Below are 16,065 nucleotides of genomic sequence, written 5' to 3' on the forward strand. Positions count from 1 at the left end.
GATCCGCGCCCCGTACCGTCGGGCAGGACCTCGTCGACGTCGTGCGCGGACCCCGCACGGCGATACCCGATCGACACCGCCCGCGCCCCGGCGCGCAGAACAACGGCCGCGGAGACCCGGCCAGGAGCCGTGATGACAGACCCCGCCTTCGCCGTCCTCGACGATCTCATCGCCGCCCTCGAGCGTCCCGGCTCGATCGACCCCGGCCTGAGCCGTTCCGTCGCCGTGCAGGCCGCCGTCCTCCGGCTTCAGCCGTCCCGCACCGCGTACCGTCCGCGCCCGACGAGCCGCTTCACCGGCCGTCGCCTCGTGCGCCCGGGCGGCGCAGCCAGGCGGGCTCCCGCGCGTCACCGCGTCGTCGTCTCCGCCGGTCCGGCCGAGCGTCGCGCCGCGCGGGGCCGTCGGCTAAAACGGGCGCGGTGACGAACCCCGACGCTCTCTGCGACCCGTATCTGCGCGGGTACCCGATCGACGGCGTCGCGATCTCCACGCTCGGCGGGCCGTTCGGCGGCGAGACCGTCGCGGCGAGCGACAGCACCGCGAGCCGGCTCGACGAGATCCAGATCGACCTCGGCGAGGGTCCGTGCTGGGAGGCGATCCGCGCGGCCGGCCCCGTCTCCGTGCCGGACACCGGCGCGGAGGAGCGCTGGCCGCTCTTCACCGAGGCCGTCGCCTCCACGGCGGTGCGCGCGGTCTTCGCCTTCCCGCTCTCGATCGCGGGGCTCTCGATCGGCGCGGTCGACCTCTACTCCCGCCGGCCCACGTCGCTCAGCGACTCCCTCCTCGGCCGGATCAGCGCCTCGACCACCGCGACGGCGCTGCTGGTGCTGGCCGCGGTGCTGCGCGACAACGAGGTCGAGGAGAGCACGAATCCGCGCTCGCGACGCGTGGTGCACCAGGCGACCGGCATGATCATCGCGCGCTACGGCAGCACGGCGGAGGAGGCGCAGCTGCTGCTGCGCGCCCACGCCTTCGCCCAGCAGCGCTCTGTCGTCGATGTCGCCTCCGGCATCGTGGCCCGGCACGACGGGTTCCCCGACCGCCCTCTCACCGCCCAGGACGACACATGGTGACGAACTCCCGCGAGCGCAGCGTCATCCAGACGTTCGTCGCCCTCTCCGACACGCTGGTCGACGACTACGACGTCGTCGACTTCACGCAGACCCTCGTGGAGAGCAGCGCGACCCTCTTCGACGCCGTCTCGGCGGGGCTCGTCCTCGCCGACTCCACCGGCTCCCTCGAGGTGCTCGCCTCCACGGACGAGGACACCCGGCTGATCGAGCTGCTCCAGCTCGACAGCGGGTCGGGCCCGTGCATCCAGTGCTTCGAGACCGGGCGTCCGGTCGTCGTCGAGGACGCCCGTGCCGTGGACAAGGAGTGGGCGGAGTTCCGGACGCTGGCGGTCGAGCTGGACGTGCTCTCGGCGCACTGCGTGCCGCTGCGCTCGGCGGGGACGACGATCGGCTCCCTCAACCTCTTCCAGGCCCGGCCGGGGCGGCTCGATGCGGACGACATCGCGGTCGTGCAGGCGTTCGCCGACGTCGCGACGATCGGGATCCTGCACCAGCGTGCGCTCCAGCGGAGCACCGTCACCCAGGAGCAGCTGCAGCACGCCCTCGACAGCCGGGTGCTGATCGAGCAGGCGAAGGGGATCCTCGCCTACGCCCACCGCACCACGGTCGAGCAGGCCTTCGAGGTGCTGCGGGTCCGCGCGCGAGCGACGTCGACTCCGATCACGACGCTCGCCCAGGCGATCATCCGCGACTACCGGCGCTGACGCTCCGGGCCGGCGGAGCAGGAGCGGGGCGGATCCGCGCCGCTGGCGCCCCGCGGAGCAGGAGCGGGGCGCGGAGCGTCAGCGGCGCCGCGGCTCAGAGCTCAGTACTCGTTCTCGAGCTCCCACCTGGCGCGGGGATCGACGTCCGAGGCGGGCACAGGACCACCGGCGCCGTCGAGCGCCCCGAGACGCTCGAGGATCTCGTCGCTCGACTCCGCCGCCGCGCTTCCGCTGCCCGCGACCGCCAGGGGGACGCCGAGCCCGACGGTGAGCGTCACGACGGAGGAGGGGGCCGAGTCGTCGGCGACGCTGACCGTGCTCATCCGGTGCTGCTGCGCGAGCGCGAGCGAGTAGCGGACGACGGCGTCGGCAGTCGCGTCGTCGAGGGAGAGGGAGCCACCGGTGTGGAAGAGCGTCGTCATGGTCAAGTCCTCGCAGGGCAGGCGGATGGGCATGGTTCCGTCACCGGGGGCCAAAATGCGGTGCGTTCACGCTACGCCCTGGGCGCTCGCGGAGGCAGGTCTTGCGCCGAGTCGGGCCCCTGACGCATGGTTCGCTCCCGACGCAGAAGCGATTCCCCCATGGCTCTGAGGCAGCACACATGTTAACGTGAACACACCCGTCGGTCCTCTCGGCTCGGCGCATCCCTCCCCTGAAGGAAAGGTCTCGACGATGAGACGACGCTCCCCGGAGCCCCCTGCCGCCGCGCCTCGGCGCCGCGTGCGATCCCTCTTCCTCTCCGCCCTCGCCTGCACGAGCGTCGCCCTCACCGGCGCGCTCGTCCCCGTCTCGGCGCAGGCCGTCGACGTCCCGGCGCCCACGGCGCACTACGACATGTCGCACGCAGGCTCCGCCCTGCTCGACATCTCGGGCAACGGACGCAACGCCACCCTGACCGGCCTCACCGACGCCTCCTTCGCGAACGCCGGCGGCGACCAGGTCGCCCGGTTCAAGAACGACGGCTACGCGAGCCTCCCCCAGGGCCTGGTCACCGGAGCCGACAACGCGTTCGCCGTCGAGTACACGGTGAAGACGCAGACCACCGCCAACCAGTTCGGCTGGGTCATCGGCGACGGCGTCGGCCCGTGGAACACCACGCAGCTCGGCAACCACGTCTTCGTGAACCCGCGCAACCCCGACGGCTCGCCCAGCGGGCAGGTCCTCGCGGGCATCCGCGTCAAGGAGCCCACGAACAACGGCGAGACCCGCATGCCCTTCGGCGGCACGCTCAACCCCGGATTCACGACGCTCACGCTCGTCGGCACCGGCACCGGCTCGAACACCGTCCTCACGCTCTACCGCGACGGCACGCAGATCTCGACGGCGAACACGGCGAAGTCGATGGCGAGCATCGTCCCGACCGGATCCACGCTCGGCTACCTCGGGCGCTCGCTCTACACCGGAGACGCCCTGGTGACCGCCGACGTCACCGACGTGAAGTTCTGGGACACCTCCCTCACCGCCGAGCAGGTCGCCTCGAGCATGCCGACCGCCGACGCGAAGGCGTCCGCGACCTCCGCCCTGCTGCGCTCGGACATCCAGCCCGTCCTGCTGGCCGGCAACCCGTCGCTGACCAAGGTCTCCTCGAACCTGACGCTGCCCGCCTCCAGCAGCGGCGTCCCGCTCACCTGGACCTCCTCGAACAGCGCGGTCGTCTCGACCACCGGCGTCGTCTCGCGCACGATCGCGCAGAACACCCCGGTGACTCTGACGGCGACCACCGCTCAGGGCGCGACGATCGCCTTCGACGTCGTCGTGCTCGCCCCGAGCATCAACGACGACCTCGACGCGCTGAAGCTCGCCACGCGCACGACCGAGAACCTCCCCCTCGCGGTGAAGGGCGCCAAGAACGGCACCGACATCACCTGGACCTCGTCCGACCCGGCGCTCGTCACCCCGACGAACACGTCCTACGCCGCTCCGGCGGTCGGCGCGGCCGACCCGTACCGCGGCGGCGGCGTCGTCACCCGGCCGGCCTACGGCTCCGGGGACAGGACCGTCACCCTCACCGCGAAGGCGACGCTCAACGGAGTCACCGAGACGCGCGCCTTCACCCTGACCGTCGCCGAGCTCGGCCGCACCGCTCCCGACGCGGGCTACGCCTCGGCGTACTTCAAGTCGGACGGCGACGAGAAGATCTACCAGGCCGCGACCTCGGGCAACGACTTCTTCACCTTCTCGCCGGTCAACGGCGGCAAGGCGGTCATCACCTCGACGACCGACACGAAGGGCCTGCGCGACCCGTTCATCCTCCGCTCGCACAACGGCGACAAGTACTACATGGTCGCCACCGATCTCTGCATCTCCTGCGGCACGAACTGGGGCGACGCCCAGTCCACGGGCAGCCTGAAGATCGAGGTCTGGGAGTCGACCGACCTGGTGCAGTGGACCCGCACCAACGGCGCCGACACCGGCATCACGGTCAACCAGCCGGCCGCCGGCATGACCTGGGCGCCCGAGGCGTACTGGGACGACGCGCTGCAGTCCTACGTCGTGTTCTTCTCCTCGCGCCTGTACTCCGACGCGACGAAGACCAACAACGACAAGCTCTACTCCCGTGTCTTCTCGGTGATCACCCGCGACTTCCGCACCTTCACCGCTCCCCCCGCCACCTGGCAGGACACGGGCTACGCGCGGATCGACTCCACGATCACGAAGATCGGCGACTACTACTACCGCTTCACCAAGAACGAGGAGGGCGGCGCCGCCGGCATCCTGGAGGCCGGGAAGGACATCTTCCTCGAGAAGTCGAAGGTCCTGACCGCCGGGACGACCTCCTCGAACTGGAGCGCCGACCCGAACACCACCTGGCAGCTCACCGACACCCGGATGACCTCGCTCGAGACCGGCCAGGCCGGCGAGGGACCCGAGATCATCAAGCTGAACGCGGGCGACCCGAACGACACCACCGGCACGGGCGACGGCTACGCCTTCCTCGTCGACAACTACGGCGACGGCGGCTACAAGGCCTTCCTCACCTCCGGAGCGGCGATCGCCGGCAGCTCGCAGACGAACCGCCTCTCGCAGTCGGCCGACTGGAACGTCTCGCCCAAGAGCCGCGCCGGCCTCCCGACCAGCCCGCGGCACGGCGCGTTCGTGAGCGTCCCGCAGACGGTCCTCACCGCCATGAAGAACTGGACCGGCGTCACCGCCGTCGACTCCACCACGACCCTCACCGCCGACGGCCGCACCGTCACGGCGACGGTCGTAGCGGCCGACAAGGGCGACGTCGTCGGCTCGGTCACCTTCACCGGCGGCTCGTGGACCTCGACCGTCCCGCTCTCCGGCGGCTCCGCGAGCGTCTCGGTCCCGGCGGGCGTGACCGGTGTCACGGCCTCCTACACCGGGTACGCGGACAAGCTGGTGCGCACGTCGGTCTCGGCCGCCGTCCCGCTGGACACCCTCGAGCTCGCCCCCGCCGCCACGACGCGCTGCGTCGCCGGCAAGGTCGTGCTCACGGTGACCGTGAAGAACGCCGACACCGCTGCCGCGGACGTCACGATCGCCTCGGCCTACGGGTCGAAGTCGTTCACTGCGGTCGCGCCCGGCTCCTCGGCCTCCGCCGCCTTCACCACCCGCCTGGCCTCGATGCCGGCCGGCACGGTGACGGTGACCGGGTCGGCGACCGGCCAGCCCGCCTTCACCGCGACGGTCCCCGTGGCCGCCGCGCGCTGCTGACGCACTGACGACGAAGGGCCCCCTCCTGCGCTCGCGCGGGAGGGGGCCCTTCGTCGTTCCCGCGAGATGCCGCTCCGGTGCGCCTGAGTCGGCGTGTCGCGGGAGTGGCGTCTCGCGAGCGGGTCAGACGGTGGGAGCGAGGAGGTCCGCGTGGTGGACGGCCGCCACGTTCGGGTGGGCGCGGAGCCGGTAGCGCAGCGCGTTCTCGCCGTAGGTCTCGAGGATCGGCGCGTTCGTCGGATCGACCGAGAGACCGGACTTGAGCTCCTCGGGCAGCGGGAGCGAGGGCATGGTCGCCGAGAGCGCGGGATTGAAGAAGAACGGGATCGAGATCCGGTCCGTCCCGATCAGCGGCGAGATGACGCGGTGCAGCGTGGCCTTGAGGTAGCCGCCGGTGGCGAGCTCCAGCATCTCGCCGATGTTGACGACGAACGCGCCCTCCATGGCCGGCGCCTCGATCCACGAGCCGTCGTGCTCGACCTGCAGACCGCCCTTGCCGGGCTCGACCAGCAGCAGCGTCAGCACGCCGCCGTCGCGGTGCGCGCCCACGCCCTGCTTGGGCTCCGGGTCGGAGGTGCCCGGGTAGCGGACGACCTTCACCAGCGAGAACGGCCGCTCGGCGAACGCCTCGTCGAACACGTCCTCCGGGGCGTCGAGGGCGACGGCCCAGGTGCGCAGCAGGCGAATGGCGACCGCCGCGAGCTCCGCGTGCCAGCGCTCGAAGACCTCGCGGAACTCCGGCAGCGCCTCGGGCCAGAGGTTCGGCCCCTCGAGGCGCTCGAAGTCGGCGACGCCGGGCCCGGCGGGAACGGCCGGGCGGTCGATGCCGATGTCGACCTGCTCGCGGTAGTCGACGTCGCCGTTGGTGAGCTCGGCGCCGAAGCGGGTGTAGCCCCGGAACTGCGGGCTGAGGGTGTTCTCGATCGCGAGCTTCTCCTCCTCCGGCAGGTCGAAGAAGCGGCGGGAGACGGCGACGACGTCGTCGAGGAGGTCCTGGGGCACGCCGTGGCCGACGAGGTAGAAGAAGCCCACGTCGTGCGTGGTCTCCCGGAGGTCCCGGCGGAAGGCGGCGGCCTCCGCCTCCCCCTGGTCGAGGCGGGACAGGTCGAGGATCGGCAGGGAATCGGTCATGCACCGACTCTCGCGCACGAACCTGCACAGAAGTCGATTGTTACGACAACCAAAACGACGGGCCCCGCCACGGCGCGGAGAACGTTCCTCCGCGCCGCGACCGGGCCCGCCGTGAGCGCCGAGTGTTACGGCGTGGGCATGCCGCCGTTGACGTGCAGCGTCTCGCCGACGACGTAGCTCGACTCCGGGGAGGCGAGGAACACGTAGGCGGGAGCGAGCTCGGCCGGCTGGCCCCAGCGTCCGAGCGGCGTCTGCGAGCCGACCTCGGGCAGCTTGTCGGACGGCTGGCCGCCCGCGGTCTGCAGGGGCGTCCAGATCGGACCCGGAGCGACGACGTTCACGCGGATGCCCTTGGGCGCGAGCTGCTGCGCGAGCGCCTTCGAGAACGTGTTGATCGTGGCCTTGGTGCTGGCGTAGTCGACCAGCATCGGCGACGGCTGGTAGGCCTGGATCGACGAGGTGCTGATGATAGCGGAGCCCGGGGCGAGGTGCGGCACGGCCGCCTTGGTCATCCAGAACATCGCGTAGACGTTGGTCTTGAAGGTCTCGTCGAACTGCTCGTCCGAGAGCTCGAGGAAGTCCTCGACGTGCTGCTGCTTGCCCGCGTTGTTGACGAGGATGTCCAGTCCGCCCAGGCCCTCGACGGCCTTCGCGACGGCGCCGACGGCGAAGTCGTGGTCGGTGATGTCGCCGGGGATGGCGACGGCGGTGCGGCCGGCCTCCTCGATCAGCGCGACGACCTTCTTCGCGTCGGACTCCTCCTCGGGGAGGTAGACGATCGCGACGTCGGCGCCCTCGCGGGCGTAGGCGATGGCGACGGCCGCGCCGATGCCTGAGTCGCCTCCGGTGACGAGCGCCTTGCGCCCGGTGAGGCGGCCGGAGCCGCGGTAGGTCGACTCGCCGCGGTCGGCGGGGTCGTCCATCTCCGAGTCGAGGCCGGAGCCCTCCTGGTACTGGGCCTCCGTGTCGATGTCGGCGAACATCGCGGTCGGGTCTTGGAACGTGTACTGGTCGTTCTGCGGAGTCTGGTCGTTCTGCGAAGTCATGTCTCGACGCTAGGCGCGCGGGATCCGCGGCCGCGCGTGCTTGACAGCCCCGATCCGCCAGGACACAGGAGGCCTTCAGGAGCCGCGGAGCCCCCCGGATCGGGGAGAATGGTGCAGTGACCCGCGACGACTCCCTGTCCTTCGACACCACGGCGCCGCTGCCCGGCTGGCAGCACGCCTACTCCGGCAAGGTGCGCGACCTCTACACCCCCGACGACGCCGACCCCGTGCTCGGCGCCGACCGCATGCTCGTGGTCGCCAGCGACCGGGTCAGCGCGTTCGACGCGGTCCTCGAGCCCGGCATCCCCGGCAAGGGCGAGTTGCTGACCACGCTCTCCCTCTGGTGGTTCGCACAGCTCTCCGACGTCCCCAACCACCTGATCCCGGGCGCGATCCCGGAGGCGGTCCGCGGCCGGTCGATGCTGGTGAGGACGCTCGACATGTTCCCGATCGAGTGCGTCGTGCGCGGCTACCTCTCCGGCAGCGGCTGGAAGGAGTACCGGGAGACGGGCTCCGTCTGCGGCGTCCCGCTCCCCGAGGGCCTCCAGGACGGCGACCCGCTCCCCGAGCCGATCTACACCCCGGCGTGGAAGGCCCCGCAGGGCGAGCACGACGAGAACATCACCTTCGAGCGCACGGTCGAGATCGTCGGGGAGGAGGCCGCGGAGGCGCTGCGCACCCTCTCGCTCGCGGTCTTCCGCGAGGCGTCCACCATCGCCCTGGCCCGCGGCGTGCTGCTGGCCGACACCAAGTTCGAGTTCGGGGTCGACCGCGGGACCGGAGTCGTCACCCTCGGCGACGAGGTCCTCACCAGCGACTCCTCCCGCTACTGGGACGCCGAGGACTACGACGCCGGCATCCGCGGCCGCTCGTTCGACAAGCAGATCGTGCGCGACTGGCTCGCCGACAACTGGGACGGCCAGGGCCTCCCGCCGACCCTCCCGTCCGAGATCGTCGAGCGCACGGCCGCGCGCTACCGCGAGCTCATCGAGCGCCTCACGCGCTGAGGCACCGGTACGACCTGTGGACGATCACCACCCTCGCGTCCGGCTGGAGGCCCGCGGCGAGGATCCGGACGAGGCGCGGCACAGCCTCGCGCGGCTCTACAACGGCGACGAGTGGCGCGCCGCCACCACCGCGGCCGACTTCAGCTACCGCTACGCGGCCATCGGCGACGGCGGGATGACCCTCCGCACCTCGCGGATGTCCGGGCGCCTCGCGGGCGGCGTGGGCGACTCGGACGACGTCGTCGTGCAGTGGATCGTGGGCGGCTCCGGCCGGATCGACGTCGGCCGCGCCTCGATCGCGATGGAGGAGAACCGTCCCGTCCTCTTCCCCGTCGGCCGGCCGTTCGCCTTCGACTACGTCGACTTCGACCAGCGCCTGGTGCACCTCGACCGGGGAGTGGTCGACCGGGTCGCCGCCGAGCGCGGCCTCGTCGGCTCCCTCGTCTTCGACTCCGAGCACCGCCCCGACGCCGCGGCGATCCGCCGCTGGCGCACGGCCGTCGCCGACTCCGCCCGCGCGCTGCGAAGCGAGCGCGTCGAGCCGCTGCTCTGGGACGAGCTCACCCGTGCCACGGCCTCCGCGCTGCTCGACCTCTACCCTCCGGAGTCCGCTCGGGTCCCGCCCGAGCTCCTCGCCCCCCGGAACGCACGGATCCGCACGGCCGTCGAGTACGTGCACGCCCACTGCAGCGAGCCGATCGGCCCCGCCGAGATGGCGGCGGCGTCGGGCCTGACCGTCCGGGGCCTGCAGTCCGCGTTCCAGCGGGTGCTCGGGATGCGCCCGATCGCCTACCTGCGCCTGGTGCGGCTCGACCGCGCCCGGGAGGAGCTCGCCGTGAGTCCGCCCCTCGGGACGACGGTCGCCGCCGTCGCCCGGCACTGGGGCTTCGGGAACGCGGGCCGCTTCAGCGCGGCCTACGCGGAGCGATTCGGCGAGTCGCCGAGCGCCACGCTGCAGCGCTGATCAGTCGACGAGCTCGGGCGGCGGCTGCCCCTCGAGGATGCGGCTGAGGCCGTCGAGCAGCACCGCGACGGTCGCGGCCTCCGATTCGGGCACCTTCGCGACCATCGCGCGGATCTGCTCGTAGGTCGGGTCGTCGGTGCCGACGATTGCCTTCTGCGCGCGCTCCGTCAGGCAGAGGATGCGGCCGCGGCCGTCGGACGGGTCGGGAGTGCGGTCCACGTAGCCGGCGCGGGCGAGGCGGTCGACGAGGAGGGAGACGGCCGCCGTCGTGATCGACAGGGCCGCGGACAGGTCGACGGCGCGGACGATCTCGTCGCGCCGCTCCCCGACCCCGATCAGCCGCAGGGCCGCGAGATCCGTGGCGCCGATGCCCAGGCGGCGCTCCACGCGGCCGTCGTAGTCGCGCTCCGCCGTGCGCAATCGCGTGAGCAGAGCGAACAGGTCTGGCCGAGCGTCCATCGAGGTGCACCTTCCGAGCGGCAGGCGCCCCGGACGGGAACTCGCTGCCCCCATCGAACCACTTCTCCGGCGATCGGACGGCGTGTGTCCCGAAAGCGCAGTCGGCGCCGAGACTGTTAGTCAACCGACTTAGCAATACCTAGTGTCGACGGTGCGGCACGCCTTCCGTGCGCCGCCGACGGTGAGGAGGTGCGCGCGATGGGACGACTGCTCTACGGCGCACCCGCCAGCTCGCACTCCTTCGAGGACCGCGCCCTGGCCCACCTCCAGACCGTGATCACCTCGCGGTTCCGCCGCGGCGAGGGCTTCCTCCTGACGATCGAGGACGCCGAGGGCCGCCGGTCCGAGCTGTGGCTGCACCCTGGCATCCCGACCCGCTACGAGTACGACGGCACCGCCTCGATCGAGCTCAACCCGCACTGGCTGCGCGAGCTCTCGAACGCCTCCAACGGCCGCCTCGGTCTCCACCTCCTCCCCGAACCCTCGTCGCCCGACGACCTCTCCGTGAAGAAGATCCCCGCATGAGCGACCACAACGGCACACTGTTCCGTCGCGGAGGCACCGTCCGCTTCGTCCGCTGGATCTCGTCCCGCGACGGCGGCTGGGCCCCCGAGATCGTGCAGGGGCGCTACCTCGAGCGCGACGACCGCGGCTGGCTGGTCGAGATCGAGGGCACCCCGACGGTCCTCGCGAAGGACGACTGGGCCGTCTACCGCTGACCGGCCGTGCGCTCGGCGTACTGTTGAGCGGGTGCGTTCCCGTGATCGCCGCGGCATCACCTCGGCTCCCCTCCTCCTGACGACCATCGGAACGACGAGCCTCGTCTTCCTCTGCGCGTTCGAGTCGCTCGCCGTGACGACGATCATGCCGATCGTCAGCGCCGACCTCGACGGTCGCGCCCTCTACCCCCTGGCCTTCGCGGCGACGCTCGCCGCCGCCGTGGTCGGGATGGTCGCGGCCGGCTCCTCCGCCGACCGCCGCGGCCCGACGCCGTCGCTCGTGGTCGCGATCCTGCTCTTCACCCTGGGTCTCGTCGCCGCGGGCGCCGCCCAGTCGATGCCGGTCTTCGTGGCGGCCCGCCTGCTGCAGGGGCTGGGCAGCGGAGGGATCACCGTCACCCTCTACGTGCTCGTCGCGCGGGTCTACCCGAGCGAGCTGCATCCGCGGATCTTCGGCGCCTTCGCCGCGGCCTGGGTCGTGCCGTCGCTGGTGGGGCCGCTGGTGGCCGGAGTCGTCGCCGAGCTCGCGAGCTGGCACTGGGTCTTCTTCGGAGTCGTCGCCCTGGTGGCCCTCGCGAGCGCCGCGATCGCGCCCACCCTCCGTGCGCTCGAGCCGCGCGAGCGCCTCCCCTTCGACCGCCGGGCAGTGGGCCGCATCGCCCGCGCCGTGGTCGTCTCGGCCGGAGTCGTCGTGCTGAGCACGAGCGCCGAGCTCGCGCCCGACCTCGCCGGGCTCCTGGCCGCGGCCGCCGTGGTGGTCGTGGTCGTGGGGGTTCGCGCGCTCCTGCCCGCGGGCACGCTGCGCGCCCGGGGCGTCCTGCCGTCGGTGATCCTCCTCCGCGCCCTCGTCGCCGCGGCGTTCTTCGGCACCGAGGTCTACCTGCCGCTGCTGCTCTCGGAGCAGTACGGCCTGCCGCCCTGGCTCTCGGGCGCCATGCTCACCGCGGGCGCCGTCTCCTGGGCTCTCGGCTCGAACCTCCAGGGACGCCCGGGTACCCGCCTCAGCCACGGCGGAGCGATGCGGCTCGGCACGTCGCTCGTGCTCGCCGGCATCGGAGTCGTGCTGCTCGTCACGGTGCTCGCCCTCAGCCCGATCGTCGCGGGCGTGGGCTGGTTCCTGGCCGGCGGCGGCATGGGCACGATGTTCCCGCGGATGGGGACGATGACGCTCGCGCTCTCCGCTCCGGGCCGGGAGGGCTTCAACAGTTCGGCCCTGCAGATCGCCGACTCGACCGGCGCCTCGGTCTCCCTCGCGCTGACGGGCCTCCTGGCGGCGGCGGTCACCGGGCTGATCGGAGCCGGGACCGGGGTCTTCGCCGCGACCTTCTCGTACGCCGCGCTGATCGCGATCGTCGCGGTCGGCCTGGCCGGCCGGCTCGACGGGCTCCTGCGCCGCGAGGGACGCCGGGAGCCCGCCGGGCGCGCTCAGCTGTAGAGCGACTCCGGCACGTCGAGGCCGTAGATCGCGCGGCCGGACGACCAGATCACCGAGCAGGCGGCCCGGAGCAGATCGGTCGCGTCGTCGCCGGCGTCCACGATCACCACGGAGTCGCCGTCGAGGCGGACCTTGGCGCCGCGGACGGCGTGAACGCCGTTCCGCGAGACGGTCGTCGCCGGATAGGGCAGGTGCAGCTCGCGCAGGTCGCTGAGGATGTACGTCGGCCGGAGCTTGGGCTCCGCCGCGAGGAGCTGCTTGGCCCGGTCGATCCCGGTGAGCACGTGGGCGCTCTCCATGTCGGCGCCGTTCGCGCCGGCGATGTCGGTGTCGAGCCGGTCGCCGAGGAACAACGGGTTGGCCGAGCCGAAGCGTGCGGTCGCCGCGTCGAAGATCGCACGCTCGGGCTTGCCCGCGACGACCGGCAGACGGCCGACCGCGGTGTGCACGGCCGAGACGAGGGTCCCGTTGCCCGGCGCGATGCCGCGGGCGACGGGGATCGTCCAGTCGGTGTTCGTCGCGACCCACGGGATCCCCGTGTGGAGCGCGAACGAGGCCTCGGCCAGCTGCTCCCAGCCCACCGTGGGCGCGAAGCCCTGGATGACCGCCGCCGGCGAGTCCTCCGCACTGCGCGTCACCGTGAAGCCCGCGCGCTCGACCTCGGAGGTGAGGCCCTCCGCTCCGACGACCAGGATCGTCGAGCCGGCCGGCACCAGGTCGGCGAGCAGCACGACGGCCGCCTGCGGAGAGGTGACGACGTCCTCGGGTCGGACGCTCAGCCCCAGCTCGGAGAGGTGCCCGGCGACGGAGGCGTCCGTGCGGGAGGCGTTGTTCGTGATGTAGCCGACGCGCAGCGTCTCGGCCGCTCGGTTGAGGCTCTCCACCGCGAACGGGATCGCGTCGGCGCCCGTGTAGACGACCCCGTCGAGGTCGGCCAGGACGGAGTCGCGGCCGTCGAGCGGAGTGGGCTCAGTCCTGCTGCTGCGGAACATCGGCGTCCTCCTCGGTGGCGTCGGCGGGCGTGGTGGGGCGGGTGCTCGCGACGTGCTCGTCGAAGTCGTCGGAGTCGTCGGTCTCGCGGGCGTCCGGGGAGTCGTCCGTCTCGACGGCGTCGGCGTCGGCGGGCTCGACGGACTCGTCGGCGGTCGGCTCAGCCGAACCGACAGCCTCGTCCGGGTCCGTCTCGGCGAGATCGTCGGACTCGAGGGACTCGTCCGCAGAGGTCGGCTCGTCCGTGTCGACGAGGTCGGCCTCGGCGTGAGCCCTCGCGTCGGCGTCGTCGTCCGCATCCGCGTCGTCGACGACGATCGGGTCGTCCTCGCGCTCGGTGTCGAGGTGCTCGTCCGCGGCGTCGACCGCGGTCTCCCCCACGACACCATCGGGAGCGGATTCGGCGCCGGCCGTCTCGTGCTCCTCTTCGATCACCTCGATCGTCTCGTCGTCGCCGCCGCCCTCGGCCGCGAAGACGGCCTGCGCCGCGATGTCGGCACGGCGCTGCCACTCCGCCGCCTCCTCGGAGCGCCCGACCTCCTCGAGGACGAGTGCGTAGGCGGCGAAGAGATCCGGGCTGTAGGAGAAGGCGCGGTCCGGGTCCAGCTGCGGGATCTCGAGCTCCATGAGGGCGAGCTCCGCCTGGCCGAGGTCGAGACGGGCGCCGGACATGGCGATGGCCAGCGACACCTGCGCGCCGGGGCTCAGCGTGGTGCGGTCGATCGACCGTCCCAGCTCGAGCGCCTTGTCCGGCCGCCCGACGCCGCGCTCGGAGTCGACCATCAGCGGCACCTGCTCGTCCGACCCGGAGATCCGACGGAAGGTCCGCAGCTCGCGCAGCGCCAAAGCGAAGTCGCCCGTCGCGTACGCCGAGATCGCGAGCGACTCGCGGACCACGGCGATGCGTCCCGCGCGGCGGGCCGCCGAGAGCACGTGGCGGTGCGCCAGCTCGGGGTCCTCCTCGAGGAGGCGGCCGGCCATCACCAGGTGACGAGCGACCCATTCGGCGTTGTCCTTCGAGAGCGTGCGCAGCTCGTTGCGGGCGACCTTGTCGAGGTCCTTGGGCTGCACGTCGTCCGGAAGGTCCGGGTCGTCGTGGCGCGGGCGCACCGATTGGAGGGAGCGCCGCTCGCGCTCCTCCTCGGTGAGTTCCGGCTCCTCGCGGGGCCCGCCGCGTCCGCCGCCGAAGCCCTCGCGTCCGCGTCCGCCGCCCTGACGGTCTCCGCCGCCGCGCCGATCGTCCGACCACGGGCGGCTTCCACCGTCGCGCGAGCCGCCGCGGTACGGAGGACGCGCGTCACCGTCACGCTGCGGACGGGAATCGCCACCGCGGTAGGGAGGACGGGAATCACCGTCACGCTGCGGACGGGCATCTCCACCACCGCGATAAGGAGGACGAGAGTCACCGTCACGCTGCGGGCGGGAATCTCCACCACCACGGTACGGAGGACGGGAATCACCATCGCGCTGCGGGCGGGAGTCGCCACCGCGGTAGGGAGGGCGAGAGTCACCGTCACGCTGCGGACGAGAGTCGCCACCACCACGGTACGGAGGACGGGAGTCACCGTCACGCTGCGGACGAGAGTCGCCACCACCGCGATAAGGAGGACGCGAGTCACCATCGCGCTGCGGACGGGAATCGCCACCGCGGTAGGGAGGACGAGAGCCACCATCACGCTGCGGACGCGAGTCACCATCACGCTGCGGACGAGAGTCGCCACCACCGCGATAAGGAGGACGCGAGTCACCATCGCGCTGCGGACGGGAATCGCCACCGCGGTAAGGAGGACGAGAGCCACCATCACGCTGCGGACGCGAGTCACCATCACGCTGCGGACGGGAGTCACCATCACGCTGCGGACGAGCGTCGCCGCCACCGCGGTACGGAGGACGCGAGTCACCGTCACGCTGCGGACGGGAATCACCACCACCACGGTACGGAGGGCGGGAGTCACCATCACGCTGCGGACGAGAGTCCCCTCCACCGCGGTACGGAGGACGCGAGTCACCGTCACGCTGCGGACGGGAATCACCACCACCACGGTACGGAGGGCGGGAGTCACCATCACGCTGCGGACGCGAATCGCCGCCACCACGGTACGGAGGACGAGAGTCACCATCACGCTGCGGACGCGAATCGCCGCCACCACGATACGGAGGACGAGAGTCACCATCACGCTGCGGACGCGAATCGCCGCCACCACGATACGGAGGACGAGCATCACCATCGCGGCGGGGGCGGGAGTCGCCCGAGCCACCGCGGTCGTTCGAGGAGCGGTCGGAGCCGCCGGCACGGGGCGGGCGCTCGTCACGCCGTCCGGAGTCCCGGTCGTTGCGGTCGGATCCTGAGTCGTCCATGCGTTCCTCGCCTGTCGTGGTGATGCTCTGTGGAGTTGACCCGCCCGAGGGCGAGGAGGACGGCCGCAGCCGTCGCACCACCCTAACCCGCACCGCGCTCCAGCGAGCAGCGGGGATCAGAGGTGGTGGTTAAACAGCGATGGCCACCCATCTCTGGGTGGCCATCGTGAATGGTGTCCGGCGGTGTCCTACTCTCCCACAGGGTCCCCCCTGCAGTACCATCGGCGCTGAGAGTCTTAGCTTCCGGGTTCGGAATGTGACCGGGCGTTTCCCTCTCGCTATGGCCGCCGTAACCCTGGCGACACACGCACCCGAAGGCACATGGTCAAATCTGGGTTACACGCCGTGCGTGTATTCAATTGTTCCGCTCCTCCCGAAGGAGGATGCGGGGTGCCCGTCTTTTGGGAACCACAAAGTGGACGCAAGCAATCTCTGACCACTCCTACCAGCCTTTACAACGGTATGAGTGTAGTGATTATCAAGTTATCGGCTTATTAGTAC

At 71.7% G+C, this 16,065-nt stretch carries 16 protein-coding genes and 1 rRNA gene; 10 read left to right on the forward strand and 7 right to left on the reverse strand.

Translation table 11 applies throughout. The annotated features are described in order from the left end of the window. The first annotated feature begins 132 nt into the window (after positions 1–132). From C5D08_RS11090 to C5D08_RS11100, 3 genes are read left to right on the forward strand one after another with little or no spacing between them, the layout of a single operon-like run. Positions 133–423 carry a hypothetical protein gene (locus C5D08_RS11090; protein ID WP_104277076.1) on the forward strand — a complete coding sequence of 97 codons (291 nt, stop codon included), beginning with the start codon at positions 133–135 and terminating at the stop codon, positions 421–423. Then, the gene (locus C5D08_RS11095) at positions 420–1,073 is read left to right on the forward strand and encodes a GAF and ANTAR domain-containing protein (RefSeq protein WP_104277077.1); all 654 of its coding nucleotides are present in this window, start codon (positions 420–422) and stop codon (positions 1,071–1,073) included. The genes C5D08_RS11090 and C5D08_RS11095 overlap by 4 nt, the downstream gene beginning before the upstream one ends. After that, entirely contained in the window at positions 1,067–1,777 is a 711-nt protein-coding gene (locus C5D08_RS11100; protein ID WP_104277078.1) for a GAF and ANTAR domain-containing protein, read from the forward strand. Before C5D08_RS11095 ends, C5D08_RS11100 begins: the two co-directional genes overlap by 7 nt. 101 nt (positions 1,778–1,878) lie before the next feature. On the opposite strand, the gene C5D08_RS11105 is transcribed toward C5D08_RS11100, so the two are convergent. Continuing rightward, the gene (locus tag C5D08_RS11105) at positions 1,879–2,199 is read right to left on the reverse strand and encodes a hypothetical protein (RefSeq protein ID WP_104277079.1); all 321 of its coding nucleotides are present in this window, start codon (positions 2,197–2,199) and stop codon (positions 1,879–1,881) included. Between the two features lie 298 nt (positions 2,200–2,497). Here C5D08_RS11105 and C5D08_RS11110 point away from each other — a divergent pair, with 298 nt between their 5' ends. Then, positions 2,498–5,455, forward strand: coding sequence for a glycoside hydrolase family 43 protein (locus tag C5D08_RS11110; RefSeq protein WP_258067386.1), 2,958 nt, complete (start codon positions 2,498–2,500; stop codon positions 5,453–5,455). Positions 5,456–5,578: 123 nt separating this feature from the next. Here the strand turns inward: C5D08_RS11110 and C5D08_RS11115 are convergent, their stop codons facing one another. Beyond that, positions 5,579–6,586 carry an isopenicillin N synthase family oxygenase gene (locus C5D08_RS11115; RefSeq protein WP_104277080.1) on the reverse strand — a complete coding sequence of 336 codons (1,008 nt, stop codon included), beginning with the start codon at positions 6,584–6,586 and terminating at the stop codon, positions 5,579–5,581. Between the two features lie 125 nt (positions 6,587–6,711). After that, a complete protein-coding gene (locus C5D08_RS11120; protein ID WP_104277081.1) occupies positions 6,712–7,632 on the reverse strand; it encodes a glucose 1-dehydrogenase in 921 nt (306 codons plus the stop codon). A gap of 116 nt (positions 7,633–7,748) precedes the next feature. On the opposite strand from C5D08_RS11120, the gene C5D08_RS11125 reads away from it, so the two are divergent. Then, complete coding sequence (locus C5D08_RS11125; protein ID WP_258067387.1) at positions 7,749–8,639, forward strand: phosphoribosylaminoimidazolesuccinocarboxamide synthase; 891 nt, start codon at positions 7,749–7,751, stop codon at positions 8,637–8,639. Between the two features lie 16 nt (positions 8,640–8,655). Continuing rightward, a complete protein-coding gene (locus C5D08_RS11130; RefSeq protein ID WP_104277082.1) occupies positions 8,656–9,603 on the forward strand; it encodes a helix-turn-helix domain-containing protein in 948 nt (315 codons plus the stop codon). Here C5D08_RS11130 and C5D08_RS11135 read toward each other — a convergent pair whose 3' ends face one another. Next, a complete protein-coding gene (locus C5D08_RS11135) occupies positions 9,604–10,062 on the reverse strand; it encodes a MarR family winged helix-turn-helix transcriptional regulator (RefSeq protein ID WP_159940166.1) in 459 nt (152 codons plus the stop codon). 198 nt (positions 10,063–10,260) lie between these two features. Here C5D08_RS11135 and C5D08_RS11140 point away from each other — a divergent pair, with 198 nt between their 5' ends. From C5D08_RS11140 to C5D08_RS11150, 3 genes are read left to right on the forward strand one after another with little or no spacing between them, the layout of a single operon-like run. Continuing rightward, positions 10,261–10,587 (forward strand): hypothetical protein, encoded by a 327-nt coding sequence (locus C5D08_RS11140; RefSeq protein ID WP_104277083.1) that lies wholly within the window; start codon positions 10,261–10,263, stop codon positions 10,585–10,587. After that, positions 10,584–10,781, forward strand: coding sequence for a hypothetical protein (locus tag C5D08_RS11145; protein WP_068256013.1), 198 nt, complete (start codon positions 10,584–10,586; stop codon positions 10,779–10,781). The genes C5D08_RS11140 and C5D08_RS11145 overlap by 4 nt, the downstream gene beginning before the upstream one ends. A 31-nt stretch (positions 10,782–10,812) precedes the next feature. After that, complete coding sequence (locus C5D08_RS11150) at positions 10,813–12,216, forward strand: MFS transporter (RefSeq protein ID WP_104277084.1); 1,404 nt, start codon at positions 10,813–10,815, stop codon at positions 12,214–12,216. On the opposite strand, the gene C5D08_RS11155 is transcribed toward C5D08_RS11150, so the two are convergent. Together C5D08_RS11155 and C5D08_RS17355 are read right to left on the reverse strand one after the other, a co-directional pair. Continuing rightward, complete coding sequence (locus C5D08_RS11155) at positions 12,207–13,208, reverse strand: HAD-IIA family hydrolase (RefSeq protein ID WP_104277085.1); 1,002 nt, start codon at positions 13,206–13,208, stop codon at positions 12,207–12,209. The genes C5D08_RS11150 and C5D08_RS11155 overlap by 10 nt on opposite strands. Beyond that, entirely contained in the window at positions 13,186–14,316 is a 1,131-nt protein-coding gene (locus C5D08_RS17355) for a hypothetical protein (protein ID WP_181110110.1), read from the reverse strand. Before C5D08_RS17355 ends, C5D08_RS11155 begins: the two co-directional genes overlap by 23 nt. Here C5D08_RS17355 and C5D08_RS16685 point away from each other — a divergent pair. Next, positions 14,302–15,555, forward strand: a complete 1,254-nt coding sequence (locus tag C5D08_RS16685; RefSeq protein ID WP_146086081.1) for a hypothetical protein — start codon at positions 14,302–14,304, stop codon at positions 15,553–15,555. The two genes, C5D08_RS17355 and C5D08_RS16685, sit on opposite strands and share 15 nt — an antisense overlap. Before the next feature lie 184 nt (positions 15,556–15,739). Here C5D08_RS16685 and rrf read toward each other — a convergent pair. Then, a 5S ribosomal RNA gene (gene rrf / locus C5D08_RS11170) occupies positions 15,740–15,856 on the reverse strand. Positions 15,857–16,065: the final 209 nt, after the last annotated feature.

The sequence above is a fragment of the Rathayibacter sp. AY1B6 genome, from assembly GCF_002932755.1.
In the GTDB taxonomy this organism is placed as follows: Bacteria; Actinomycetota; Actinomycetes; order Actinomycetales; family Microbacteriaceae; genus Rathayibacter.